This is a genomic window from Streptomyces sp. NPDC029122 (assembly GCF_055569445.1).
In genome coordinates this window covers 158,754-180,957 of the sequence record NZ_JBVHWK010000010.1, presented here as the reverse complement: position 1 = coordinate 180,957, position 22,204 = coordinate 158,754, and the positions used below count along the sequence as shown (strand labels likewise).

Annotated in this window: 21 protein-coding genes, 3 pseudogenes and 2 CRISPR repeat arrays (1 of these 26 running past the window's edge); of the genes and pseudogenes, 7 read left to right on the top strand and 17 right to left on the bottom strand. The window is 69.4% G+C overall.

What is annotated here, in order from left to right; genetic code table 11:
• A CRISPR array of direct repeats spans window positions 1-576; the repeat unit is 30 nt; unit sequence GGGGTCATCCCCGCATGCGCGGGGAGCAGC (it extends 184 nt beyond the left edge of the window).
• A 1,468-nt stretch (window positions 577-2,044) separates the two neighbouring features.
• Window positions 2,045-2,668: a nucleotidyltransferase domain-containing protein gene (locus ACZ4WZ_RS15275; protein ID WP_467890014.1), complete on the top strand. Its 624-nt coding sequence runs from the start codon at window positions 2,045-2,047 to the stop codon at window positions 2,666-2,668.
• A gap of 43 nt (window positions 2,669-2,711) precedes the next feature.
• Here ACZ4WZ_RS15275 and ACZ4WZ_RS15270 read toward each other — a convergent pair whose 3' ends face one another.
• The 3 genes from ACZ4WZ_RS15270 to ACZ4WZ_RS15260 form a co-directional block, all read right to left on the bottom strand.
• Complete coding sequence (locus ACZ4WZ_RS15270) at window positions 2,712-2,984, bottom strand: PPC domain-containing DNA-binding protein (RefSeq protein WP_467890012.1); 273 nt, start codon at window positions 2,982-2,984, stop codon at window positions 2,712-2,714.
• Window positions 2,985-3,170: 186 nt separating this feature from the next.
• On the bottom strand, window positions 3,171-3,467 hold the full coding sequence (locus ACZ4WZ_RS15265; protein WP_467890009.1) for a hypothetical protein: 297 nt from the start codon (window positions 3,465-3,467) through the stop codon (window positions 3,171-3,173).
• Between the two features lie 23 nt (window positions 3,468-3,490).
• The gene (locus ACZ4WZ_RS15260) at window positions 3,491-3,724 is read right to left on the bottom strand and encodes a hypothetical protein (protein ID WP_467890007.1); all 234 of its coding nucleotides are present in this window, start codon (window positions 3,722-3,724) and stop codon (window positions 3,491-3,493) included.
• Between the two features lie 233 nt (window positions 3,725-3,957).
• On the opposite strand from ACZ4WZ_RS15260, the gene ACZ4WZ_RS15255 reads away from it, so the two are divergent.
• Entirely contained in the window at window positions 3,958-4,113 is a 156-nt protein-coding gene (locus ACZ4WZ_RS15255) for a hypothetical protein (RefSeq protein ID WP_467890004.1), read from the top strand.
• A 328-nt stretch (window positions 4,114-4,441) separates the two neighbouring features.
• Window positions 4,442-4,835: direct repeats of the CRISPR family, unit length 29 nt; unit sequence GGGGTCATCCCCGCGGGTGCGGGGAGCAG.
• Window positions 4,836-4,983: 148 nt separating this feature from the next.
• On the opposite strand, the gene ACZ4WZ_RS15250 is transcribed toward ACZ4WZ_RS15255, so the two are convergent.
• A complete protein-coding gene (locus ACZ4WZ_RS15250; RefSeq protein ID WP_467890002.1) occupies window positions 4,984-5,460 on the bottom strand; it encodes a hypothetical protein in 477 nt (158 codons plus the stop codon).
• 150 nt (window positions 5,461-5,610) lie between these two features.
• Window positions 5,611-6,108: a hypothetical protein gene (locus tag ACZ4WZ_RS15245; RefSeq protein ID WP_467889999.1), complete on the bottom strand. Its 498-nt coding sequence runs from the start codon at window positions 6,106-6,108 to the stop codon at window positions 5,611-5,613.
• A gap of 133 nt (window positions 6,109-6,241) precedes the next feature.
• Between ACZ4WZ_RS15245 and ACZ4WZ_RS15240 the strand changes: the two genes are divergently transcribed.
• The 3 genes and pseudogenes from ACZ4WZ_RS15240 (at window position 6,242) to ACZ4WZ_RS15230 (ending at window position 7,388) form a co-directional block, all read left to right on the top strand.
• Window positions 6,242-6,535 (top strand): hypothetical protein, encoded by a 294-nt coding sequence (locus ACZ4WZ_RS15240; RefSeq protein ID WP_467889997.1) that lies wholly within the window; start codon window positions 6,242-6,244, stop codon window positions 6,533-6,535.
• Window positions 6,520-6,591: pseudogene (locus ACZ4WZ_RS15235) on the top strand (hypothetical protein); the annotation flags it as partial. The gene ACZ4WZ_RS15240 and the pseudogene ACZ4WZ_RS15235, both read left to right, overlap by 16 nt.
• Before the next feature lie 167 nt (window positions 6,592-6,758).
• Window positions 6,759-7,388 (top strand): hypothetical protein, encoded by a 630-nt coding sequence (locus ACZ4WZ_RS15230; protein ID WP_467889995.1) that lies wholly within the window; start codon window positions 6,759-6,761, stop codon window positions 7,386-7,388.
• Between the two features lie 237 nt (window positions 7,389-7,625).
• Here the strand turns inward: ACZ4WZ_RS15230 and ACZ4WZ_RS15225 are convergent, their stop codons facing one another.
• Complete coding sequence (locus ACZ4WZ_RS15225; RefSeq protein WP_467889992.1) at window positions 7,626-7,946, bottom strand: DUF6087 family protein; 321 nt, start codon at window positions 7,944-7,946, stop codon at window positions 7,626-7,628.
• A gap of 107 nt (window positions 7,947-8,053) precedes the next feature.
• Here ACZ4WZ_RS15225 and ACZ4WZ_RS15220 point away from each other — a divergent pair, with 107 nt between their 5' ends.
• On the top strand, window positions 8,054-8,299 hold the full coding sequence (locus ACZ4WZ_RS15220) for a helix-turn-helix domain-containing protein (RefSeq protein WP_467890124.1): 246 nt from the start codon (window positions 8,054-8,056) through the stop codon (window positions 8,297-8,299).
• Window positions 8,300-8,419: 120 nt separating this feature from the next.
• Here ACZ4WZ_RS15220 and ACZ4WZ_RS15215 read toward each other — a convergent pair whose 3' ends face one another.
• The 6 genes and pseudogenes from ACZ4WZ_RS15215 to ACZ4WZ_RS15190 all read right to left on the bottom strand — a co-directional run bounded on the left by ACZ4WZ_RS15215 (window position 8,420) and on the right by ACZ4WZ_RS15190 (window position 11,667).
• Window positions 8,420-8,857: an NUDIX domain-containing protein gene (locus ACZ4WZ_RS15215; protein WP_467889989.1), complete on the bottom strand. Its 438-nt coding sequence runs from the start codon at window positions 8,855-8,857 to the stop codon at window positions 8,420-8,422.
• A 30-nt stretch (window positions 8,858-8,887) separates the two neighbouring features.
• Window positions 8,888-9,543: pseudogene (locus tag ACZ4WZ_RS15210) on the bottom strand (SDR family NAD(P)-dependent oxidoreductase).
• A gap of 123 nt (window positions 9,544-9,666) precedes the next feature.
• Window positions 9,667-9,813 carry a hypothetical protein gene (locus ACZ4WZ_RS15205; RefSeq protein ID WP_467889987.1) on the bottom strand — a complete coding sequence of 49 codons (147 nt, stop codon included), beginning with the start codon at window positions 9,811-9,813 and terminating at the stop codon, window positions 9,667-9,669.
• Window positions 9,814-10,158: 345 nt separating this feature from the next.
• Window positions 10,159-10,506: a type I-E CRISPR-associated endoribonuclease Cas2e gene (gene cas2e, locus ACZ4WZ_RS15200; protein WP_467889984.1), complete on the bottom strand. Its 348-nt coding sequence runs from the start codon at window positions 10,504-10,506 to the stop codon at window positions 10,159-10,161.
• Window positions 10,503-11,120 (bottom strand): annotated as a pseudogene (locus tag ACZ4WZ_RS15195) (CRISPR-associated endonuclease Cas1); the annotation flags it as partial. The pseudogene ACZ4WZ_RS15195 and the gene cas2e, both read right to left, overlap by 4 nt.
• A gap of 367 nt (window positions 11,121-11,487) precedes the next feature.
• Complete coding sequence (locus tag ACZ4WZ_RS15190) at window positions 11,488-11,667, bottom strand: hypothetical protein (protein WP_467889981.1); 180 nt, start codon at window positions 11,665-11,667, stop codon at window positions 11,488-11,490.
• A 186-nt stretch (window positions 11,668-11,853) separates the two neighbouring features.
• Here ACZ4WZ_RS15190 and ACZ4WZ_RS15185 point away from each other — a divergent pair, with 186 nt between their 5' ends.
• Window positions 11,854-15,663: a P-loop domain-containing protein gene (locus ACZ4WZ_RS15185; RefSeq protein ID WP_467889978.1), complete on the top strand. Its 3,810-nt coding sequence runs from the start codon at window positions 11,854-11,856 to the stop codon at window positions 15,661-15,663.
• Here the strand turns inward: ACZ4WZ_RS15185 and cas6e are convergent.
• From cas6e to ACZ4WZ_RS15160, 5 genes are read right to left on the bottom strand one after another with little or no spacing between them, the layout of a single operon-like run.
• Window positions 15,653-16,393: a type I-E CRISPR-associated protein Cas6/Cse3/CasE gene (cas6e, locus tag ACZ4WZ_RS15180; protein WP_467889975.1), complete on the bottom strand. Its 741-nt coding sequence runs from the start codon at window positions 16,391-16,393 to the stop codon at window positions 15,653-15,655. The genes ACZ4WZ_RS15185 and cas6e overlap by 11 nt on opposite strands.
• Window positions 16,390-17,286, bottom strand: coding sequence for a type I-E CRISPR-associated protein Cas5/CasD (cas5e, locus tag ACZ4WZ_RS15175; protein WP_467889972.1), 897 nt, complete (start codon window positions 17,284-17,286; stop codon window positions 16,390-16,392). The genes cas6e and cas5e overlap by 4 nt, the downstream gene beginning before the upstream one ends.
• Window positions 17,283-18,653 carry a type I-E CRISPR-associated protein Cas7/Cse4/CasC gene (locus ACZ4WZ_RS15170; RefSeq protein ID WP_467889969.1) on the bottom strand — a complete coding sequence of 457 codons (1,371 nt, stop codon included), beginning with the start codon at window positions 18,651-18,653 and terminating at the stop codon, window positions 17,283-17,285. The genes cas5e and ACZ4WZ_RS15170 overlap by 4 nt, the downstream gene beginning before the upstream one ends.
• Entirely contained in the window at window positions 18,650-19,306 is a 657-nt protein-coding gene (casB, locus tag ACZ4WZ_RS15165; protein WP_467889967.1) for a type I-E CRISPR-associated protein Cse2/CasB, read from the bottom strand. Before casB ends, ACZ4WZ_RS15170 begins: the two co-directional genes overlap by 4 nt.
• On the bottom strand, window positions 19,303-20,802 hold the full coding sequence (locus ACZ4WZ_RS15160) for a type I-E CRISPR-associated protein Cse1/CasA (RefSeq protein WP_467889965.1): 1,500 nt from the start codon (window positions 20,800-20,802) through the stop codon (window positions 19,303-19,305). Before ACZ4WZ_RS15160 ends, casB begins: the two co-directional genes overlap by 4 nt.
• Window positions 20,803-22,204 lie beyond the last annotated feature (1,402 nt).

Here is a 22,204-nt window from a genome sequence, read left to right as displayed (position 1 = left end):
GTCATCCCCGCATGCGCGGGGAGCAGCGCAGCGAGATGCCGAGCTGGTTGCCGTGTTCGGGGTCATCCCCGCATGCGCGGGGAGCAGCCAGCCATACCGGAGGGGTGTTGTTCCAGCCAGGGGTCATCCCCGCATGCGCGGGGAGCAGCTCGGCCCTCTCGATCGACGGCGCCATCAGCGCGGGGTCATCCCCGCATGCGCGGGGAGCAGCCCCTGAACTCGTCGACCCTGCCCCAGCCCGCGGGGTCATCCCCGCATGCGCGGGGAGCAGTCGTCGCCCTTCTCCCAGGTGATCTCGGCGCGGGGGTCATCCCCGCATGCGCGGGGAGCAGATCCTGGTCCCCGAACCATTCGCTCAAGGATCGGGGTCATCCCCGCATGCGCGGGGAGCAGTGATCGCCGAGCGGGACGCGGCCCGCGACGTCGGGGTCATCCCCGCATGCGCGGGGAGCAGCTTCGGCCGACTGTGTAGCAGTGCCGGAAGGCGGGTCATCCCCGCATGCGCGGGGAGCAGTCGTGGTCCACCGCGACGGCCGCGACATCGAGTGGGTCATCCCCGCATGCGCGGGGAGCAGGCTTTCTGACCTGGGACTCTACCCCTGCCGAAGCCCGGTTTGGAGCACTTTCACTGACTCGGACAAAGACGCCATACGCCACTTCTATGTCGAGATCGCCCCGCTTTCATCCGGTTCGGGTCCGGCGCATCCAACGGCGGTTCCCTACTTCCCGGCGTGGATGATGCTCCGCTGACCGCAACCTCGACTTGGCTTAAGCTCTCGCTACGGACCCCCGCCCTTGCCTGCCACTGATTACCCGTCTGACCAGCGGGAAGGGACGGCAAGGTCCTTGGCCTGACCGCCGCCAGCCGAGCCAACCGCAATCGCCGAACCCGGTGGACGAGCTGGCGCGGAACTCCGTACGGCTGTCTGAAGCGGTACCACCGAAAGACAGCCCAGATGGCGAGTTGGCCGGACGACCACCGCCGGTGGCGGCCTCGGGCCTCTCCAGGCTCAGCCATGACCTCCTTTTCAGGCACGGACCGACCCGGAAGCCGCCGACGGCCCCCAGCCACCCCGGCGGGGCACAGCAAGCCCGCCGGGGCTGAGGGGCTACCGCTCTTGGGCGACCCAATGGAATCTCGCGCCTGATGGCCATGTTCCATCAGGCGGCATGACACTGCTCTGACCGCCTGCTGGAACGCGGCGCCCTGGCGGTCTCGGCGGGGTAGTTGGGGCTGGTCGTCTCGTGAGGGTGGTCCTTACGGCCACCGACTGCTCGAACGGGGACCGGCGTAACGACGAGGTGCGGCCTTATGTGTGCTCGCCCCGAGTAACGTGACTGATCACGGGATCTACCGCCTCCCATGGCTCCAAGCTGACCAGGGCTTCGAGCCGATAGACATTCCGCAGGGGCTTTGCAGCGCTCTGCAGGCCGCTGATCGGCGATCGATACTCCACGAATCACCAGGTCGTCATCAACGCCGGATGTACCTCACGCCGGCCGAGCGGACGCGCACCTCGTACGGGCCGCACGCGTGCTCGTGCGCGTTCGCCACGAGCTCCGAGACGGCCAGGACGCCGTCACTGACGACGTCCCAGACAGCCCCATGCCCTTGAGGACACGTCGCAGGACCGCGCGGGCTTCACCCGTCGGGTTGCAAGTGCGGTCGGTCCAGCGGTACACGAGGCCGAGAGCGGCGGATGGCGCGCTGATCATCGGGCGACGGACCTCCTGTGGGTGACAGCGATGGCCTTCTCCCGGGGCTGCGACGTGGTCGCGGAAGCGCGGCCAGTACGCCGCTGAGAGGCATATCGCTGCAGGAAGCACCTGGCTTCGTGCACGCGGCCCCGGAAGGATCGTGGCTCAAGGACCAGCCACGAGGCCGGTCGCGAGTCACGCGCCCAACGATGGATGCCGGTGTCCTTGATGCTCATGGGCGTTTATGAGCGCAGGGGCTGCGAGCGGGCGACAGGGCCCTCCAGCGAGACCGCCGACCCGCCGCCGGCCTTCGCTCCGTCCCTCTGATCTCTGGGAGTAAGGGCGGGTGGGTGCTGACGTGTTGGGACGCTGGGTGCCGGATCGTCCCGAGGATGTGGCCGCGGTCTTCGCCAAGGCGGACTTCCCGTGGTGGATCGCCGGTGGCTACGCGATCGAACTCGCGGTCGGCCGCGAGCTGCGCGCACACGGCGATCTCGACCTCCTCGTCCTCCGGCGCGACCAGGCCCTCGTACGTGGCCTGCTGGCCGACTGGGATGTGTACGTGGCGGACCCGCCCGGCCAAGGGCAGCTTCGGCCATGGCGTCCCGGAGAGGTCCTTCAGCCGCCGCTCCACGACATCTGGTGCCGCCGCACGCCCAATGCGCCCTGGTCGGTGCAGCTCATGCTGGACGAGACCGAGGGCACCCAGTGGGTCTCTCGGCGTGACCCGGCGGTCCGCCTCCCGATCGACCAGCTCGGACGCACGACCGAGACGGGCATCCCGTATCTCGCGCCCGAGGTCCAGCTCTTCTACAAGGCGAAGGCGACCCGGGACAGGGACGAGACCGACTTCGAAGCGGTTCTGCCGCTGCTCGACGCTCCGGCACGCGCCTGGCTGGCGAACGCGATCAAGGTGATCGCGCCTGGCCACCACTGGCTCCGCCGGCTCCTGCCGGTCAGCCGAACGTGAGCAGCGGCACGTCGTAGAGGTCGGCATTCCGGGGCCGGGCGGGTCATCGTGGGCGACGTGACTTCACGATCAGCAGCTCGCTGAGGAACTGGACCTTCGCGCTGAGGAGGTGGCTCGTCCTGCCGTCGGCCGACTGGGCCTTCAGACCGGCGGAGACGTGGATGTGCGGGAGTATCCCGCCGGTGGCCGCGTCGTGAGCCAGGGTGCCGGCGCCGAACGCCTCGACATTGGTGGCATACGCGACGAGCGGCCATTGCCTCGCGGCGCCCATCAGGGCGGCATCCCTCTCCCGGCCCGGCATGGCCTGCCTCACCATGCGTACGAAGCGCCCGCTCTCGTGCGGAGCGATCGCCAGCGGCCGCAGCGCCCGCTCCCGGTCCGACAGGTCAAGGTCGCGAGGTCGAGCCCGCTCGCCATCGGCCCGTACGACAGCCGCGCGTCCCAGCTCACCTCCGCCGCCCCGGCCGCGAACTCCCCGCCCACCACCTGCCTCGACCCCGAGCTACTCGCCGTACGCGGAGACAAGCACCTGCCGCACATCGACGCCCCGCTCCTCCAGCCGCGCCATCATGACCGCGAGGTCCGGCCACACCGGCGAGGCCAGGATCGCCTCACGCACAGTGCCGGCCTGCAACGTCTCCCGCAGCAACCTCTCCCACTCCCCCATCTCCTGCCGGACCGCCGGCTCCGTGTACCCCGCGACCTGGTCCCGCACGCCCACCGCGATCTCACCGACCCGCGCCAAGAACCCCTCCAGCTCAACCCCGGCACGCTTCAACACCACCAGCTGCCGCGTCATCCCGGGCCAGTGGCCTCTTTCCGTCACCGCAGCAGAAACGGCAGAAGCCTCCGCACCTGCACCCCTCCAACGGCCTCCCCACGAGCCTCCTCAAGGGGTGGCAACTCTCCCTCCGCTCCCCTCCCCCGCCGCTGCTGGTACCTGCGCACCGAATCCGCGACGGCAAGGACGAGCCAAACCGCCATCACGGCCGTCCGCACCACCTCAGCCGCGGCCTCCGCGAACGGCTCCCTCTCATCGGGCATGCGCTCTGCCATCTGCTGCTGCCCTTGGTCATCGGTCGCGCCTGCGGCTCTCACGCACCCCAGTCCTGCACTCCGTGCGCCCCGACGACCGCGCCTCCGCCGTGAATTGCCGCGAACCAAGCGGCAGACCGCCTCCCCCGTGCGGGGGAGGCACGATCGCGACCTCCGGACGATCCCCCGAGACCTGATCCGGGGCGACGATCAACGTGTACGCACACCCTCACCCTCAAGATCGGAGCCCCCCAATGCTGCAATGGACCCTTCGCGCTCTCACCGTCCTCGCCATCGCCGCCGCGATCGCCGCCCCCATAGCCGCACCGGCACCCGAAGCCGTCCTGGCGGCACCCGCCCTCTCCGGCTCCGTCGCTGCGGCGCCGGCACCCGGTCCCGACGCCCCGTAAGAAACTCCTGGTCACCTGCCCCGTGAGGGGCGAGCGCCGGCCCGGCGGTGCTCCAGTCGGCGCCCAGAAGGACACCGTCGGTCTGCAAGCGGGGCGGCAGCGCCTGAAACACCCCGGTGACCCCCGGCGGTGCACTCCCCGCGGATGCGGGGAGCAGGCCTCGTCTCCGGCCCGGCTCTGTGTGTAGCCGGGGTCATCCCCGCGGTCCGGGGAGCAGAGCTGACGTCTGGGCAGAGCTGACAGAGGCTGTCGGAGAAGACGACCTCGGTGTCATCCCCCGCGGGTGCAGGGAGCAGGAGGAGCTGTGCCGGCAGCTCAACGTCAGACTGGGGTCATCCCCGCGGGTGCGGGGAGCAGTTCCGCTCCCCCACCGCCCCGGCATCCCACTGGGGGTCATCCCCGCGGGTGCGGGGAGCAGCCGCAGTCGGTTCCCTACGGCGCGACCACCTCGGGGTCATCCCCGCGGGTGCGGGGAGCAGGGCTGTTCCTTGCGCTGGGCGCCCTGTTCGCAGGGGTCATCCCCGCGGGTGCGGGGAGCAGGATCGCCCAGACCGGCGGCCTCAACGTCAGACTGGGGTCATCCCCGCGGGTGCGGGGAGCAGTGCAGTCGACTTTTACCGAACCAGCCCGCAATGGGGTCATCCCCGCGGGTGCGGGGAGCAGCCCGCGTCCCCGTCGTCGGGGCGATCGCCGGGGGTCATCCCCGCGGGTGCGGGGAGCAGGCTTCCTGACCTGGGACTCTACTTGGGCGATGGGCCGTTTTCGAGTACTTTCGTTGAATCCGACATAGCCCCCATTACTGACATAGGGCCAATCACATGCCTACTCTTGCCCGGTGGGCAGTTCCCCAAGCGTCTGCCACTGCCAGCTCTACCGGCCAAATCCTGCGCCGCCCCGCGACGGGCCGTCCCAGTCCCTTTCCAGGAGGCGGCCTCGCTGGAAGGTGAACGCGCTGCGCTTGAGGGCGGCGCGGGCGCGGACCCTGACCTCCAGAGGAGTCTCCTCCCGATTGGTTGCGTACATCTGCTGTGTGCGCTGCTCGATGCCCTCCGCCGCGTCGTCGACCGCATCAGCTCGGCGTAGCTGGTCCTCGGCGAGGTGGCCTTCGCTCATGATCCGCTGGTACTGAACCGCGGCGCGGCTGGAGTCGGCACCGAGGACCGCCGCGAGCTCTGCGGCCTGCCGCTCGAGGCCACCGGCCTTGACCGCAGCGACTGTCGCCCTCTGCGCCTCCTCCGCGTCCCGTTCCAGGTGCGGGCCGACGATGTGTCCGTAGACGCGCTCGTACCAGGGGCGGCCGGCGCCCACCTCCGCCGGACGGCGCAAGTTCGTCGCTGACCACGACATCCTCGGCTCCGGCGTCGAGGAGCCGACTGGAGCTCCAGGCATTGTCGAAGGCCACATCAACCGGATCAAAATGACCAAGCGCCAGATGTACGGCCGGGCCGGCTTCGATCTCCTGCGGAAACGAGCCCTGCTGGCATCCTGACGGGACAGTCACGAGCTCTGCTGGAGTCGTTCCGCAGCCTGAGCAGGGGTGTCGTAGTAGCCAGGCCGTGCCAGCAGGACCGAGCTGAAGTAGTAGCCCTGCTCTTCTTCCGGCTCATCGTCGGCTGCGAACGGACGCCAGAAGCTCAGCAGCAAGTCCGAAGCGATGAATGAAGCATCGTCGTCAGGATCTTCCTCGATCGGGGTGAGCTCACCGACGCGCCGGACAACCTCGCGGGCCGAAAGCGCGAACACGTCCACACCCTGGAACAACACTCGATCCGCTTGGGACGAGGGCCTTCCCAGCTCGATAGCTTCGAGCATGTCGCTCATGCAGTGGATGCTGATCATCAGCCCGCTGGGACGGAACACGTTCTGTCCCGGCCCGTCGGACTCCGAGATCGCAGAAGGATCGCGGAGCGAGTCCAACGCGGTGTTGGCCGCGTGTCGAGTCATACCGATCCGCAACGGGCCAACGCCGTTTGGCGGGGCGAGGTCGAAGTCCATGCAGGCATGATCCCAAGCAGGTCTGTCAGCGAGTGACGAAGGCCATCCAGTCCCGACAGGTTACAGAGTGCGCGGGCTCCACAGAAGTGATGCTGTTGGTGATCTTCGCTTGGTGGGGTGAACCGCACTCGACATGCTGTTCGTGATGGCGGTCGTTGTGCTGCTGTTGTCGGGCGGGGTAGTTCTGCCGGTCGGAGGGGGCCGGGATGGCAATGGGTGTGGTTCGGGTCGGGTGGTTCCGCCGCTGACCGTGAGGATGGCCCGGGCGGGCAATCCGCGGGGCACTGCAGCAATGTGGATCCGTGATCGCCTGGACGAGTTGTTCGTCGACATGGACTTCGCCGCCTGGTATCCGGCGGATGGGCGCCCTGGTCTGTCGCCGGCTCGGCTCGCGCTGGTGTCTGTGCTGCAATACACGGTGAACTGACCGATCGGCAGGCGGCGGAGGCCGTCCGGTGCCGTCTTGACTGGAAGTACTGCTTGGGCCTCGAGTTGGACGATGCCGGCTTCGACTTCTCGGTGCTGAGCGAGTTCCGTGATCGACTGGCCGAAGGGGATCGCGCCGACAGGCTGCTGGCCCTGATGGTTGAACGCTCGCGGCCGCGGGCCTGGTCAAACGCCGTGGTCGGGTCTGGACCGATTCGACTCACGTGCTGGCGGCGCTCCGCCGGCTCGATCGGGGTGAACTGGTCGGCGAGACACTACGGATGGCTCTGGAAGAGCTCGTGGCCCACGGTGAGGAGTGGCTGGCCGGGCTCGTCACGGCGGACTGGGGTGACCGCTATGGCCGCCCAGTCCGCTATGACCGGCTTCCCCGGGGAGGCGATGCCCTGATCGCATACGTCCTGCGGGTCGGCCAGGACGGCATGTACATTCTGCGAGCCGTTCATGACGCCGATGCCCTACCCGGACTACGAGCATTGCCCGCTGTTGAGATTCTGCGGCAGGTCTGGGTCCAGCAGGACTGGACCAACGAGAGCGGCCAGCTGTGCTGGCGGGGGCCGAAATCCAGTCGGGGCCGGGCAAGCCGCCGGACCACGGAGCGGCGCGACACAGGCAAGGCATCAGTGGACGACCGTCCCGATCCCGCTTCGGCGAGAGCGCCCTGGTCGGGCATGGAGATCGTCACGCCGCACGATCCCGAGGCCCGATACAGCCAGAAAGTCACCGCCGCTTGGCAGCGGGACTGGATCGGCTACCGCGACCACCAGACCGAGACCTGCGACGAGACCGGCCCCAACGGCAGATGCGGTCCTCGGCAGCGCCGGCCGCCGAGGTGATGGCCCGGCTTGAGGCATGCCTGACCCCGCCGCCGTATCGGCTGGCCGCCCAGCACGCCAGCGGTGCAGGTCCTCATTGAACCGGCAGTTCAGCAGTAGGCGGAGAGGCCGGTGTCGGCGACGTCGACCAGCCGGTGCAGAGGCGTCCGGATCGCAACGTCGTCGCCCGCGCGCACGGCCCTCGGCCAGCGCTCGCTGCGGTCCGGCCCGTTCGAAGGCGTCCTCTGACGCGAGCTCTCAGCTGCCTTCCTCTGTCGGGGCCGTACGGCGGTGCCGCCCCTTCCCCGGGCGGAGCGCGGGGCGATCCCACTCGGCTGGCTTCTCCCTCACCGGCTGCGGCGGATACAGCAGGGCCTTCGCGGCGTCCAGGTTCTTGACGACGCCGGTCGTTTCCCACTCTGCGCCGTTCCACTCCTCAATGACCCGGGGAGCATCCGGCTCGATGTGCGCCGCGCGATGCCGGCCCTCGGTGAGCGGGATCGCCCGTAGCCTGCCCTTCGAGGCGGCCCGGCGTTCCTCGCGCCGCCGTGCCCACTCCTCCAGCGGTTCCTCGTTCATCGGAGCATCGTGACGCAAGCGGGCTCCGGGCCGCCACCTCCGCAGGCCATGGCGTTGTCTTCGCCGAATCGGTGGCCGGTGCTTCCCCCTGACGCGATCATGAGGGCATCGCCCACCCTTGCAGGGAGGAATCAGCTCACGTCCAAGAAGTCGCATGCCCGCCGGCTCACGCCCGGCCCGGACGCGACAAGCTCGCCCAGGACCTGAAGAAGAAGTACGACTCCGGCGCGAGCATTAGGTCGCTTGATTCGTGGGCGCGGCCGTTCCGCTGGCAGCGGACCCGTCAGCGTGCCGGGCCGCCTATGCGGGGCCGGTCGGCGTGCTGGAAGGCATCGAGCGGACGTCTCACCTGAGGTCTGCCTTCCTGGCGAGGCCACGCCCGGGGTGAACAGCCCCGACGAGGTGGTCGGCGATGGTGAAGGCGGCCTTCGGGTCGGCGAGGAATTCGGCTGGTTCGACCGGGCGGCGGCTGGCTACGCCACGGGGATGGTGAGGCTTCCCGTGCGGATCGCGTCGAGCAGCGCGTCCTTGACCTGGGGCGGCATCAGGTTCAGTGTCTCGACGGCTTCGACGGTGAGCGGGACTTCCTCGAGCAGGTACTCGCCGCGGTCGTCGCACTGGAACTCGGGTCCGGTGCGGTCGTCGAAGTTCCAGGAGAGGACCTGGGCGGTGTAGAAGTCCTCGGCCTCGCCCTTGTCGTTCTCCAGCTGGCAGAACGGACGCAGGTCGGACGCTTCGCCGGCGATCTCCTCGCGGACTTCCCGCACCAGAGCGGCCTCGAGGTTGGCGTCCTCGGGCTCAACACCGCCGCCGACGAGGACCTGGTACGGGGGGATGCCGGGGCGGATGCGGTTGATGACGAGCATGGTGCCGGCGGCGGTGAGCAGGATGGCGCGGACGCGCTGCTTCATGAGCTGGTCTCCCTGGTGGTCGGTCTTGGGTCAGTGGGGCATCCAGCCGCCGTCGATGGTCAACGACTGGGCAGTGATGAACGATGCGTTGGGGTTGGCGAGGAAGGTGATGGCGGCGGCGACGTCTTCGGGCTGGCCGCGGCGGGGGACGCACTGGCGGGCAATCTGGTCCTCGGGCCTGGCGCGGTGGTGTGCGGGGAGGTCGTGCTCGGCGGAGACCTGGATCGCCCCCGGAAGGACAGTGTTCACGGTGATGCCGTGCGGGCCAAGTTCCCTGGCCAGCGACGGTGTGAGGCCGAGGACTCCGGCCTTGGCCGTGCTGTAGGCGGACAGTCCGGCGCGTCCGAGGCGGGCGTTGACGGATGAGACGTTGATGATCCTCCCCAGCCGCGCTCGATCATGCCCGGGGTGAAGGCCCGGCAGGTGCGGTAGTGCGAGGTCAGGTTGATGTCGAGCGCCTTGGCCCAGACCTCCTCGTCGGTGTCCGCCCACGGGATCCTGGGGTAGGCGCCGGCGTTGTTGACGAGGATGTCCACCGGGCCGAGTTCGTTGCGGATCTGGCTGGCCATCATGGCGACGGCGTCCGGCTCGGTGAGGTCGGCGCTGATCTCGATGCCGTTGGAGCCGGTCCGGCGGACGGCGTCGAGGATGCCGCAGGCTTGGTCGATCTGGTCGAGGTGGGCGATGGCGACGGTGGCTCCGGCCGCCGCGAGGGCACGGGCGGTGGCGGCTCCGATCCCGGGCCGCGCCCGTGATCAGGGCGGGGCGGCCCTGGAGGGGCCGTGCGGCCAGGGGCAGTTCGGTGGAGGTCAGGGGCACAGCAGCTCCAGGGGCGCAGAGACGGGCACGGGCATCGGGTCGGCGCGGACGAGCTGGTCGGCGAGGCATCGGGCCTCGGCGAGCTTGGCCAGGACGAGCAGCAGCTCGGCGTCGCCGAGGGACTTGGGCGGGATCACGCCGAGGATCCGCGCGGCCGGGAAGGGCCGCAGGGCCTCCAGCTCCCTGCCGGCCGGGAGAGCGGCGGCCGCTCCCAGGTCGCCGGTGAGGCGGGCCAGAAGGCGAGTGAGGGCGGCGCGGCGGCCGGGCCCGGCGGCCCAGGTGTAGGTGAGTCGAGATGGCAGTGGCGGGCGGAGACGTCGGCGTGCTGGACGAAGGGAGCCGCGGTGGGGGCAGGCGCAGGGTGCGGACCTAGGTGTCGCGTTGGTGGAGGGGGACCAGCCAGCCGCCGAGGGCGAGCAGGTACCACAGCAGGTTGGCGATCTCTCCGGCGATGGTGTTGTGGCCGGCGTACTCGACGCCCCTCACCTGTTTCCGAAGCGCTGGCGCTTCGCCATCTTGCTCCAGCCCTGTCTCGTCGGCGGCATCAGCGCGGCGCGGTCACTGGGACGGTGGATCAAAGTGACGCCCTCTTGGTCGACCGGGTGCCATTTGTGGTCGTGGGTCTCGAAGGCGAAGCCCTGTTCGTTGTCGGTGTTGTACGCCAGAAGGGCACGGCCGTTGCCCGCGTACTGCTTCACCTCCTCCCACAGCGCTGCCCGAATCCGCGCTGACGGTCCTCCGATGAAGACACCCGGGGATATCTCGAGGAGCCAGCGGGTGAGAAAGCCGCGGAGGCCGACTGGGCACTGGGTGAGGACGATGACCGTCACCAAGTCACCTCGCCGGCGTAGTTGCGCCCCGCCGGGACAGCGAGATCACGGTCGGTCTGAAGTGTGACGACATCGTCCCCCTCCCGGGCGGTGGAAGGAGCGCCGGCCGGTAGTAGGAGCATCTTGATGTCGTCCACGCAACGGTCGAGAAGGCGGGTCTTGTTGATGCGGTCACGCAGGGCACGGCGCGTACGGGAGCCGATGTCCTGGTCGCTCTCGGCTGCTACGTCGAAAGCGACGGGGATGCCGATCTCCGTCTTGTAGAGGTCGGCCACGTCCAGTACGAAAGAGAGCTCGTGTCCTGAGTGGACGAACCCGAGGCCGGTGGCGCAGCCGAGTGCGGCCACGACCGCGTGGGCGACGCCGTACATGCACTGGGCTGCGGCGGTGACGACTTGGTTGGGGGCGTCGCCGGCGGTGAAGTCCCCGGGGACGTAGTGCCTGCCGTGCCATGGAACGCCGGTGCGTTCGGCTTGCTGGCGGTAGCAGTCTTTGAGACGGCGGCCCTCGTAGCCGAGGAGTTCTTGCCGGTTCAGGCCGGATGGGTGATCTCCTACCCTCAGAACGGTGCGCTGCGGGATCAAGTTGGCGGTGGTCGTGGCCTGGCTTCGGGCAGGGAGGCGGCCGCGTTCAGCGCGGTCGTGGAGGACTACTGCAATAATTTCGGCAAACCGGGCCGAACTGCCCAGGGATGTCCTGAGCGCTGCGTCGAGGTGCTGGTAGGGGACACGGGACCGCCGCTTCGGAGCGGGTCAAGTGGAGGGTTGGGGAGAGGACCGTCCACTGCCGGCTGGTGCGGGTAGCGAAGTCGAGCAGGGTGGCCAGTTGCGAAGCGGTGTCGGTGGGAAGGCCGGGGTGCGTGCCGTCCGTGGACCGCGTGCCGTTCCGCCCAGTCCGAGGACTGTCCCCGCTGGTGCTGCAGGAGCGGCTCACACAGGTCACAGCCTGTGCCAGCCGCCCCGCAAGGCGTGGCGTGGGGGGTCAGCGGGTGCCGCGGCCCCGGAGGAGGATCGTCAGCGTGGCCCGGGCGTCCCGCCGGCGGTCCGGGTTGCGGGAGAGCACCGAGGTGGCCGCGACGACGACAACGGCACCGGTGTAGGTCAGGCCGCCGGCGGCGGCGATGGCTGCCGCGTCGTTCAGGAGTGCGGGCAGGTTGGACATCAAGGTCCCCCTTCTCAGGTGGCGCCGGCGATCGGATGCGCTCGGCTGCGGTGGCTCATGTATCCGGCATCCGGTGGGTTTCCGGCATTCGCCTGACGCCCCTGGTGACCGCAATTAGGCTGGTCAGCACCGGGATCAGAAAGTTTCCGGTGGGTTTTTGCGACGCAGTGGCCAAGGGGCGGGATCATGGAGACAGGGCCGAAAGCCCAGCACTTCTGGCTGGCGCTGCGCGCTCTGTACGAGGCCGCCAACCGGCGGCAGAGGATCACGCAGAGCGACCTCATCAGGTTTGGGGCCAAGCACCGCATCACCGTGCCCGCCCAGCTCATCAGTCCGTGGTTGTCCGCTCGCTCCGCCCGTAGTCCGAACGTTCCCACGCAACCGCAGTACGTCCGGTTCATGCAGCTCATGATCGAGCACCTCGAGGAGCAGGCCCGGGGCGCTCCGGGGCACCGCTACCGGTCCGAGCGCGACTGGAAGCGCCTGCTCGAAGAGGCAAGGCAAGAGCGGTTCTCCCATCGCGGCGGCCGCCCCGCCAAACAGTCCGCCGTCGGCAAGGGCGACGAGCCGGTCCCCGACTTCGTGATTCCCGGGCCGCACGCCGACCTCGTACGGCAGTACTTCGGCGTGCCCGGCGGTCTCCGGGATCGTCAGGCCGACATCGCCATGCTCAGCGCGTTCGTGACGGACCGGCATCCCGACGCCCCCGCCTACCTGTACCTCCAAGGCGGTCCCTACGCCGGGAAGTCGACCCTGCTGGCCCAGTTCGTGCAGGACGACCGGCCCGCCGACGTGGACGTGGTGGGGTACTTCATCGCCACGCGGCTCGGCAACAACCGTCAGGACCTGTTCCTGAGGTCCGTGGCCGGACAGTTGGCCGCGGTCGCGGGGCGCAAGCCTCCGGCCGGTGGCGCGGCACTCAGCCGGGAATCGTTCCACGAGCTGTGCCGGACGGCCGCCTCGGCCGCCGAGAACCGCGGGCGGATCCTGCTCCTCGTCGTCGACGGACTCGATGAGGACGAAGGCGCCGAGCCCGGAGGCCACAGCATCGCCGGCTGCCTTCCGCCGAACCCACCGTCCAACCTGCGCATCCTCGTGTCCGGCCGCTCCAACCCTCCGGTCCCCGACGATGTCCCGCCTGGCCATCCACTGACGTTTCCGGCCACTCGCCGTGTCCTGCGGGCCTGGCCCGGTGCCGAGACCGCGCTCACCGTCGCCACGCGCGACCTGCTCGGGCTCTTGAAGGACAGGCCGCTCGGGGCCGGGATCGTCGGACTGGTCGCCGCTGCCCGCGGGGGTCTCAGTGCACGGGACCTGGCCCATCTCCTCGACGTCCTTCCGCTGGACGTCAACGAGCGGCTGTTATCTCTCAAGGGGCGTGCTTTCTCCTTCGACCACACCACGCCGGAGGCCACTCGGACCTACGTACTGGGCCACAAGGTTTTCTACGACGCCGCCGTCTCCCAGCTCGGGGACCTGACCGTGTACGAGCAGCGGCTGCACGACTGGGCAAGTGATCACCGCGACCGACACTGGCCACCGGATACCCCTCCCTATCTGCTGCACCATTACGTTGCCAACCTCCTCCACTCCCCCCAGGACGCGCCCCGCCTGGTCTCTTTCACCCTCGACCGGCGCCGCCAGCGCAGGCTCCTGGCCGACGCCGCTGCGGACGTGGTACTGGCCGACCTGGACCGGGCTGCCGATGCCACCGGAGGATGCGGCCCCGCCGACCTCGAAGTGCTCGCCGAAGTGGCGGCGATCCGCGACATGATCACCGCCGGTGCCCGGCCCCTGCCCCGGGACATTGCACGGGCTTTCGCGGTCCTCGGCGACACCCGCCGCGCCCGCGGCCTCGCCCTGTCCTTTCGGTGCCCGGCGTCCAAAGCATCCGCTCTGGCCGACGTCGCCCGCACCCTGGCTGCTGCCGACCATGCGGATGCCGCTCCAGAGGTCGCCCTTGAGGCCCAGAAGTGGCTCCGGATCTCGCTCCTGGAGGCTGATCCGGCGAGCCGGGACGAAGAGGAGTGCGCACGGGTCGCCGCCGAAACCACGGTCGCGCTGATCGAGTCCGGACGCGCAGGGGACGCTGCGGCCTTGCTCAGGGCGGCGGGCTGCGGCCCTTTCGAGTTCGTCAACGCTGCGGAGTCCTGTCCCCCGCACGACGCTGTCCTGGCAGGTGAGCTGCTCGACGAGGCGGAGTCCCGTGCCGAGCAGGTCCGGGGCGGGTACTTCGACGGGGCCGGATTGACGGCGGTCGGCGCCTGGGCGGACATCGCCCGCGTGGACCCGGACCGGGCGGAACGGATGTACGACCGCATCGCCGAGCATGCGATGGCCTCCGGAGTCGGAGCGGAGAACCAGGCTGTTGCCGCTTCTGTCCTGGCCACAGCCCGGCCTGCCCAAGCCGCATGCCTGGCGGAGCGGGCCCACGCGGGAATCTCCGCCCTGCTCGACGCTTCCGCAGGCGCTCCTGATGCCTGGCAGTTCCCGTACATCCTCGAGCTGGTCGTGCAGGCCCTGCGGGACACCGGGAGGGAGCACCTGGCCGAGCAGTTTCTGGGGGATGTGCCGCAGGAACTCCTTCTCGACCCCACCGAAGTGGGCTTCGAGTTCGAGTTCGACGATCAGGTCGGCCAGAATAACCACGGCAGCCCCTCCAGCGAGGAGCTGGCGCGTCAGGCCCTCGAGCTGGCGGAGCAAGGCAAAGGGCCAGACGCCCGGGAGCTGCTGGACGCGGCGCTGCGCCGGCATGCCGCGGAAGGAAATCCCAACGGCTCGGGCAGGGTGCGCTGGCCACTAGTCCTGGCCGGGGCCCTGGCGGCCGTCGGCCCGGCCGAAGCAGACGATGACGGGCCGGACGCAGGCACGGACACACGTACGGGCAGAGCCGGTGGCCCGGCCGGTGATCCGGACGCCGACGTCCGAGCGCTCGCCGCCTTGCTCCACGATCCTCCGGAGAAGGCCCGGGTCTACGCCTTCGCCTCACTCGCCTGCTCAGCGAGCGGGCGACTCGACTCCGCCTCGCGTCTCGCCGATGCGGCAGCTCAGGCCGCCCGTACCCTGCCCAAGTCCAGCGAGGCGGCCGCAGCAAAGGCACTCATCGCCCAGGCGCTCGCACACGCGGGAGACCGCAGAGCCGCGAAAGAACTCCTTGCGGAGGCCCTTTCGGAGACCGCGGGTGCGGGCCGTCGTGCCCGGCGGGAGGAGGTCCGTCGTAGTCGGCTCGCAGTGCTGGCCGGACTGGGCAAGCATCTGCCGGACGAGGTCAGCCGGAAGATCGACGCATTACGGGAGCAGGTCATGACTACAGCGGCCTCTCTGGGGCCGGGCCTCGCCGATCCCCTGCCTCTGCTGGCCGAGTTGCTGACCGCGGCGCCGGCCTCTGCTCCCGGCTGCCGGGAACGGCTCCTGGAGGCCGTACGGGAGGCAAATCCCCTGATGTCGGAACCGCCCCATCGGTGGCGGCCTGACAACGACCTCGTTCTCGCCCTGTTGGAGCCCGGCGGGACGGCAGAGCAGCGGGCCGCCGTGCTCGACCGGCTGGTGCGTGCCCAGCGGTACGCATGGCAAATCGATCCGGACCTCTCCACCCTGGCCGGTTTCGCCCTCGTCCGGGCATCGCTGGGTGACCTCGGCGGTGCCCGCCGGACCGTGAGTAGCCTGGGGGTTCCCGCGCTCCAGGCGGAGGCCTCCGCTGTCGTCGCCGGCCACCTGGCCGGGCTCCCGGCGCACCTGCCCACCGGGGTCGAGAATCGGCTGCGGTACCCGTACCTGCCCGTGCTGCGCTTCCTGGCACGGACGTCGGCATCGCCGGCTCCCGGCCCCCCGCAAACCTTCCAGGCCGCGGCCTTCGCCCGGGACGCTCTTACGGCGGGCGAAGGCTGGTACCACGCGCTGCCCGTGCTGGCCCTGATCGCCCCTAATGCGGTGCTGCGGGTCCGGGACGTGCTCTTCGCCCATTGGGATGGCACGGGCAAACAGGTCAGCGGGTGAGGAGCAACCCGCACCCGTAGGCGCGAGCATGGCCGAACCCCTGGTTGAGGGTGTCCACCAGTGTGACCGGGTCCGTCACGGTCAGCACGCCTCGGATCTCCGCGCGTACGATCCGGAGGTTCTGGTGCGGGGCCGGGCTGCTGACCGTCGGAAGCATCCGGACGCCCAGCGCGGCCGGGTCGGCGGTGGCTCCGATGCGGGCCACACCGTCGGGTGCCACGCGGTGCTCGCCGGGCTGCTGCAGCCGCCGTACGAACCAGTTCTTCGCATGGTGCGGGGTGGTGTGGGCGACCCTGGGGCCTCGTCCCCGGCCAGGTGCCTGGGGCCCTTTGCCGGGTGAGCGGTTGCTGGTGGGGTTGACGACCGTGCGGAAGGCCACGGTCTCACCGGTGCGGAAGGTCCGGTCGACGGTGAGGGTGTGCGGGCGGGCGGTCAGCGCGGCGCGCGGCATCCGGGACCAGTCGCCGGCTACCCGGGACTGGACCACCAGCACCAGGGCGCTTTCCTTCAGGTCTACGGCCCAGGTCGACAGAACTCCCATCTGGGAGCGGGCGGTGGGATCGCCGTCCTGCACCCAGCCGCGGAAACCGCTCATCACAGTGCGGTGCATGTCCTGGGCATCCACCAGGGACTTCGCGACGAACGGGTGGCGGGTGTCGAGGGACAGCACGGTGTGGGTGGCGATGAAACGGGCGGTTGCGGCGCTCGGGACGGGCGCGGTCGTGGTCACAGGATGATGCCCTTCCAGGGGCTTGTGTCAGCGGCCCCACCGGTTCCGTCGGTCCGATCGGCCTCGTCGATCGTGATGCGGGTACGGGTCTCCCAGCGGGTCGCGTGCGCCCGGCGGGTGGCGTCGAAAGTAAGCGGCTGGTCGCTGACCGGGGCCGCGCCCCGACTGCCGGCGTCCACCTCGATCCAGGCCCATGGGCGGGGTTCCACCCTCGGCCGTCGCGGACTGCCGGGCCAGGGCAGGAGCGGAGTCGTACGGAACACCTCCTCGATGGTCCCGGCACGCACGCCACCAGCCAGGGTTCCGGAGGGCGGGCAGGACTTGCGTCCGAGCCACAGCAGCTGCTTGGGCCGCTCCAGGGCGTTGGCGACGGTTCTGAGGAACCCCGGGTCGGGATGCTGGAGGGCCGCGACGAAAGCGGCGTCGGCCAGGTACCAGCGCTCGGTGATCAACGCCGTGCGGAACAGCTCACCGGAGACGAGGGCTCCGGAGACGGCATCGGTGCCGATCTTCTTGGGGGCGCCGTACCAGCCGGCCAGCTCGTGCTGGCCGAAGAAGTCGCCGGTCGCCGCGTCCAGCGATGCCGAGACGGCTGCCGCCCGGCGGTGGTCGGTGACGAGGTCGCGGGGGCTCAGGGGGTAACGGCCACCGCCGACCGTGTGGTAGTCGCGGACGGGCTCGCCGGGGTGATCGGCGCGCACTCCGTACCGGACCTGTACCAGCTCGCCCAGCTCGTCGGTGCGGTCCAGGCCCATCGCCGCTGCGCACAGTCCGATGACGCCGGACTTGGTCGGCCTGCTGTCTGTGTCGCGGTTCGAGAACCGCGACACAGACCCCCAGGCTTGAAGAGGCGCAGCGAGCCTGATGAGGAGGACGTGGTCGGTTGCCGTCACGCCGTCAGCTTCTCGACGCTGTCGACGATTTCGGCGTGTACGCCCTGGTCGGTCATGCGTTCCCTGAGCTGCTTGTCGATCTCCGGGTCGTAGGTGAGGACTTTGCCGGGGGTGAGGTCCTCGTGCCGACGGGCGGCGACGAACTCGTGATGGGCGAGGAGCCGCTCTACCGCCTGCGGGCCGGCCGGGTTGGCCGTGGTCTCGACGATGGCCTTCTGGAAGGCACCCGCGTAGGTGAAGGGGCGCATTCCCTCGAAGGCGAGCACGAGTACCGGAAGCGTGCCCGTGGAGGCGGTCGAGTTCTTCTTTGCCTCGGGGAAGGCATCTACGAAGGCGTGCACGAACTCGTTCTCGGCATCGCGGGCCGCCTGGTCGGCCTCCTCGTCGTTCATCCCGGCCGCCCGGAGGTTGGTGCGTAGCCGCTGGCGGTCGAGGACTGCGTGCCGGTAGAAGGTGCCGGAGATGAGCGACTGGTAGCCGGTCATGCCCGCACCCGCGTCAGCGACCTCGTCCAAGAAGTCGATGACGTTCCGCTTCCGGTCGAGCTTGGCGTCATCGGCTGCGGCGTAGAAGTCATCGACTTGTTCCGCTTCGTGGACGGTGAAGGCATGGCTGGACTGGATGGCGCCGTCCACGTTCGGTGAGTCGGCGATCTCCGCGAGGAAGCGGCCGTAGAGGGCGATGTCGATCGCGTCCCGGGGCGCGAGGGCGGTGAGAACCGCCGCCCGGGTCTCCTTGCGCAGCGGCGGGAGCGATCCGCCTGCCCCGTCCGGGCTGTCGAGGGCGCCCTCCGTGTCCAGGTCCGTCTCGGGGTCAGGGGCGGCCTTGCGCTTCGCCCCGCGCCTGGGCTTGGCCGCGGCTTCCTGGGCAGCGAGGTACTCGGCCGTCCAGGCACGGATCGCCTCGCTCTCCGCAGCCAGATGCGCGGCGATCCGGATGCCCGTGTCTTCGGGGGCGAAGAGGAGCACCTTGGTCAGGTTGGCGACGGTCTTCTTGTCTGGGTCGCCGAACTTCAGCCCGGTCGCCTCCAGCACAGCGCGGGCGGTGCGGACGGCTTCCTCGCGGTCCCAGCCGTGAGTGGTCGCGAGGGCTCGGGCGGTGATCAACGCCCATTCCCGGGTCCGGGTGCCCATGGTCCGGTTCTTCAGTGCGCCGATACCGGCGTTGGCCCGGTTGCGGGAGTGGACGCGTTCGGCACGGCGCCTGGCCTGGCTGGTGATCATGTGGCGTTCTACGCCCCCGTACACGAGGGTCTTGGGCGCGCCGTTTTCATCCCGTACTGGCAGTACGGCAGCGACGGTCTCCAGCAGGTGGAGCGAGAGGAACTGCGGGGCGGCGTCGGTGTGGGGGCCCTGGTCCGTGGTCACGTGGTGGTGTCCTTCTCCGTGGTGAGCGCGTGCTGGAAGTGGCCCGTCGGGCGGGCGGCTTTCGCCGCTGTTGTCCGCTTGTTGCCGGCCTTCTTCGGGGGCGGGGTCTGGAAGTCGATGGCCCACTGGTATCCGATCTCCGCCTCCCGGTCCGTCCACTGGAGCAGGTCCTCGGCCAGCTGCGTCCAGGAAGGCGGTGCCTGCTCGCAGGAGCGGAGCCGGGTGACGGCATGCTGGAGGTGGCGCCACGGAATGCTGCGGGTGGCGACGATCCGCTCCATGAGCCGGGAGGCACCGGGATCGTTGGGTCCCCTGCCCCCGCTGCTGCCGATCCGGCGTGCCGCAGCTCCCATGCTGCCGTGGCCGTACGAGGGCCTGGAGGCGCCTCGGTGGTAGACGGCGAAGAGGAAGGCAAGCTTCTCGAAGATCTCCCGGTGCTCCGGATCAAAGCCGCCGGCGACGATCCGGGCATTGGTCTTGACGTGCGGGGTGCGCAGTCGGGCCAGCTGGCCGTACTCCCGGTTTCGGACGAGCGCCGCGAGCCAGGCGGCGAGCCGATCCGCGGGTGCCTGCATGTCCGGCCCGGCGGTAGCCTCCTCGGTTTCTTCGGTCTCGAATCCGGGGGTCTGGGTCTGGGTCTCGGCGGTGGTCATCTGCGATCCCCTTGGAGTTGACTCGGGGCCTTGGGTCCGTGGAGTTCCTCTTGGAGCCGACGGAGTGCCTCTGCTCGAACCCGGTATCCGTGGGCGTTGCGCGGCAGCGCGTCCAGCCGACGGACCAGCAGTTCCTTGGCCTTGGCGGCCAGTGTGTCCGCGTAACCCTGGACGGCGTCGCGTCGGGACTGCAGGTCGGCGGCGACCTCCTCCAAGAGGACGCGGAAGGGCTCGGCCGTGGCCTTGTAGTGGTCGCGCCGGGCGTCGAACCGGGCGATCTGCGCGGACTTGTCGGCCGGTTTCGGGTTCGGGTAGGCGATGGTCCAAGCAGTGTGGGCGGCCTTGCCGAGGCTTGCGGCAACGTGCTCGGCGATGTCGGAACCGTCTTTGGCCGCCGGCCAGAGTTCTCCCGCGCGTCCGGGGCGGAGGGGGAAGCTCTCCGAGACCCAGGTCTCCACCCTGGTCTGCTTGGCCACCAACCCCACAGCCCACAGGCGGATGTCCTGCCCGTCCGGAAGCATGGCCAGCCGACCGTAGAGGTCGTCGACCGGTTTGGGCTTGGCTACGGCGGCGTAGATGGCATGGGCGTCCCGCCACACAGCGCGGGCCGCAGACGGCCACAGCGGTTTCTCCGCTCCCGACATGGTCTTGGTGAGCACGGCGTCCTGGATGTGCGCCAGGCTGAGAACAACGAGTTCACCGGCCCCGATGAGCACGCGGTCGACGGCTTCGTGGCCGTCCTTGCTCAGCGTCGGCCGCAGCAGGATCGACCTGCCGAGAACGCTGTGCAGGTCTGCTGGGCTGACGGGTTCCCGGCCCTGCGGTTTCGTACGGAAACTCCGGCGTTCGTGGATTCCCGAGGTCCAGGACAGGTTGAGTTCCCCCGGCTCTGGATCCTCAGGGTAGGGCGTGAGGTTCAGCCTCAGGGTCTCACCCAGCGTGGCGCCGAGGGCAATGACGCGGACCCGTCCCCCCAGCCTGCCGACGGCCAGGTTCGTGAGGGTGGGGCCGAGCGTTGCCTTGCCCGAAATCCGGGCCCTGCCGCCGGGGCCGTACACGTGCTGGGTGAGCACCGCCCTGAAGGCGGCATCGGCGGCCAGCGGCTCGGGGTGCGCGAGGTGGTGGTGATCGAAGAACTGGTTGTAGTCCCCCACTCGTTCGATCACGAGCTGGGCGGGACCGGTTCCGTGTTCGTCGAGGAACGGTGCGAGGAGGGCGTTCTGCCCGAGCGGGGTGGTGGGGTGGAACAGATCCCACCCTTCGTCCGGCTGCCCGGTGAGCCACTCCGCAGCTTCCTGCAGGGGTTCCGCGGCCTTCTTCTCGACCCAGTTCCGCCATTCACAGGAGGTCCTGGGATAGGCGCCGGCGGCATAACAGATGGCCAACAGGAATTCGGTGAGGGCCACGGCCTCACCGGGCGTGGTGCCCTCCAAGCTGCGTAACCGGTCGGCCTGCCTGAGCAGCTCAACGAGTCCGTACGGAGTCCTCTCCGGCATGGGATCCGTTGTCAGTGCCCAGGTGCATGCTTTCCATCGGGGATCCCAACGGAGGCGGTTCACCCCCTGGACGGACTGGAGCGGGGCATGCGATTCAGCCAAGATGGATCGATCGCTCTCTGCTCTTAACGGTTGAATTACTGAGATGAGTCAGGACCGTACACCGGGGGCGAGGGCACGGTGATGACTTCGGAAACATCCGACTCGGTTTGGCTCAAATGGTGTTAGGCGAACTGCTGCGGGACTGCGAGTCGATGCAGGTCTGGTCTCGCTCGCCGGGCCGAGACAGGCGCCCCCGTGCACGGAGGGCCAGCCGAATACTTACTGGCCGCACCGCCTGTTGGTGATCACTACCCAGATCATCGAGCAGTCACTGAACCGGACTTCGACGACGTGATCTCCGACCTCGCCCCAGTGGACCTGCCCATCCCACGAGGCGACTGGATGACCAGCATTCCGCCAACGATCCGACCCGCCCGCCCTGGTGCGTACTCGCTCGCATGGTGCTGCTCCACCGGCTCGATGCCTGGAGCGAACGACTCCCGCTCGTGGAACCCCCACAGGTGCCAGGAGCACCCGGCCACCTCGAACGCCCCCTACGCACTCGTGGCGACGTATCGGGCGCTGGCTCGACGTGCGGTGCCAGCGGCAGAAGGCGTCCTGCGGCTCCACCTGAGCACCCCCGGTGACAGCCCGGCACTCCTGAACGAGGTGTACAGTCCTCCGCCCCGGCACATGACCGGCACCCGACAGGGGCCTGCGGGATGTCGACGCGGCCGAGTTCGACGAGTCCGGCCGATGAACCTCTCTGGCGGGCAGCAGCCTGTGCTTGACGGGAACAATGCGGACATGACATGACTGCCGTACGTGCTGCGCCCAGCCATCCCTGCCCATGCAGGGGGCTGCGACCTTTGCTCCTAACGAGAGCCATCCCTGCGCATGCAGGGAGAATCGACGACGCGCCCAGCGTGGGGCTCCGGTCCATCCCACAGAGGTCTTGCGGGTGCTTGCAGGGCACGAGCCTAGCTCTATACCGTGCACGCCATGGGTTTCCACGGCCGAATTTTGGAGGCATTACAGCCTCACGGCCGGCCAGACGGCCCCTAATCCGCCCCCGGGAAGCACCCGCTGTAACGGATCCTTCCCGGGAGGAGAGCGACGGCTGCGACTCCGTGACGAGTCGGAGCCGTCAACTCGTCATGCCGAGCAGATGACTCACGAGCCCAGCTACGGCGCCCCGAAGAACGGCCAGGACTACCTCGACCATCGGCCTACCACTCGTCCAGCGACGTAATCGCTTGAACATCAACACCCCACTCTGTGTCTGCAACTGCTTACGCAGCGCTCTCCTTGGAGGGTGCCTCTTCGGAGGCTGCCTGTCACCGAAGTTGGGCACTTTTCA

Bases quoted from the DNA above. Each gene is read 5' to 3' on its own strand.
- ACZ4WZ_RS15270 (WP_467890012.1), bottom strand. From the start codon at position 2,984: ATGGTGAGGCAGGCCATGCCGGGCCGGGAGAGGGATGCCGCCCTGATG.
- ACZ4WZ_RS15265 (WP_467890009.1), bottom strand. From the start codon at position 3,467: ATGACGCGGCAGCTGGTGGTGTTGAAGCGTGCCGGGGTTGAGCTGGAG.
- ACZ4WZ_RS15260 (WP_467890007.1), bottom strand. From the start codon at position 3,724: ATGGCAGAGCGCATGCCCGATGAGAGGGAGCCGTTCGCGGAGGCCGCG.
- ACZ4WZ_RS15255 (WP_467890004.1), top strand. From the start codon at position 3,958: ATGCTGCAATGGACCCTTCGCGCTCTCACCGTCCTCGCCATCGCCGCC.
- ACZ4WZ_RS15250 (WP_467890002.1), bottom strand. From the start codon at position 5,460: ATGTCGTGGTCAGCGACGAACTTGCGCCGTCCGGCGGAGGTGGGCGCC.
- ACZ4WZ_RS15245 (WP_467889999.1), bottom strand. From the start codon at position 6,108: ATGGACTTCGACCTCGCCCCGCCAAACGGCGTTGGCCCGTTGCGGATC.
- ACZ4WZ_RS15240 (WP_467889997.1), top strand. From the start codon at position 6,242: ATGCTGTTCGTGATGGCGGTCGTTGTGCTGCTGTTGTCGGGCGGGGTA.
- ACZ4WZ_RS15225 (WP_467889992.1), bottom strand. From the start codon at position 7,946: ATGAACGAGGAACCGCTGGAGGAGTGGGCACGGCGGCGCGAGGAACGC.
- ACZ4WZ_RS15215 (WP_467889989.1), bottom strand. From the start codon at position 8,857: ATGAAGCAGCGCGTCCGCGCCATCCTGCTCACCGCCGCCGGCACCATG.
- ACZ4WZ_RS15190 (WP_467889981.1), bottom strand. From the start codon at position 11,667: ATGTCCAACCTGCCCGCACTCCTGAACGACGCGGCAGCCATCGCCGCC.
- ACZ4WZ_RS15185 (WP_467889978.1), top strand. From the start codon at position 11,854: ATGGAGACAGGGCCGAAAGCCCAGCACTTCTGGCTGGCGCTGCGCGCT.
- casB (WP_467889967.1), bottom strand. From the start codon at position 19,306: ATGACCACCGCCGAGACCCAGACCCAGACCCCCGGATTCGAGACCGAA.
- ACZ4WZ_RS15160 (WP_467889965.1), bottom strand. From the start codon at position 20,802: ATGCCGGAGAGGACTCCGTACGGACTCGTTGAGCTGCTCAGGCAGGCC.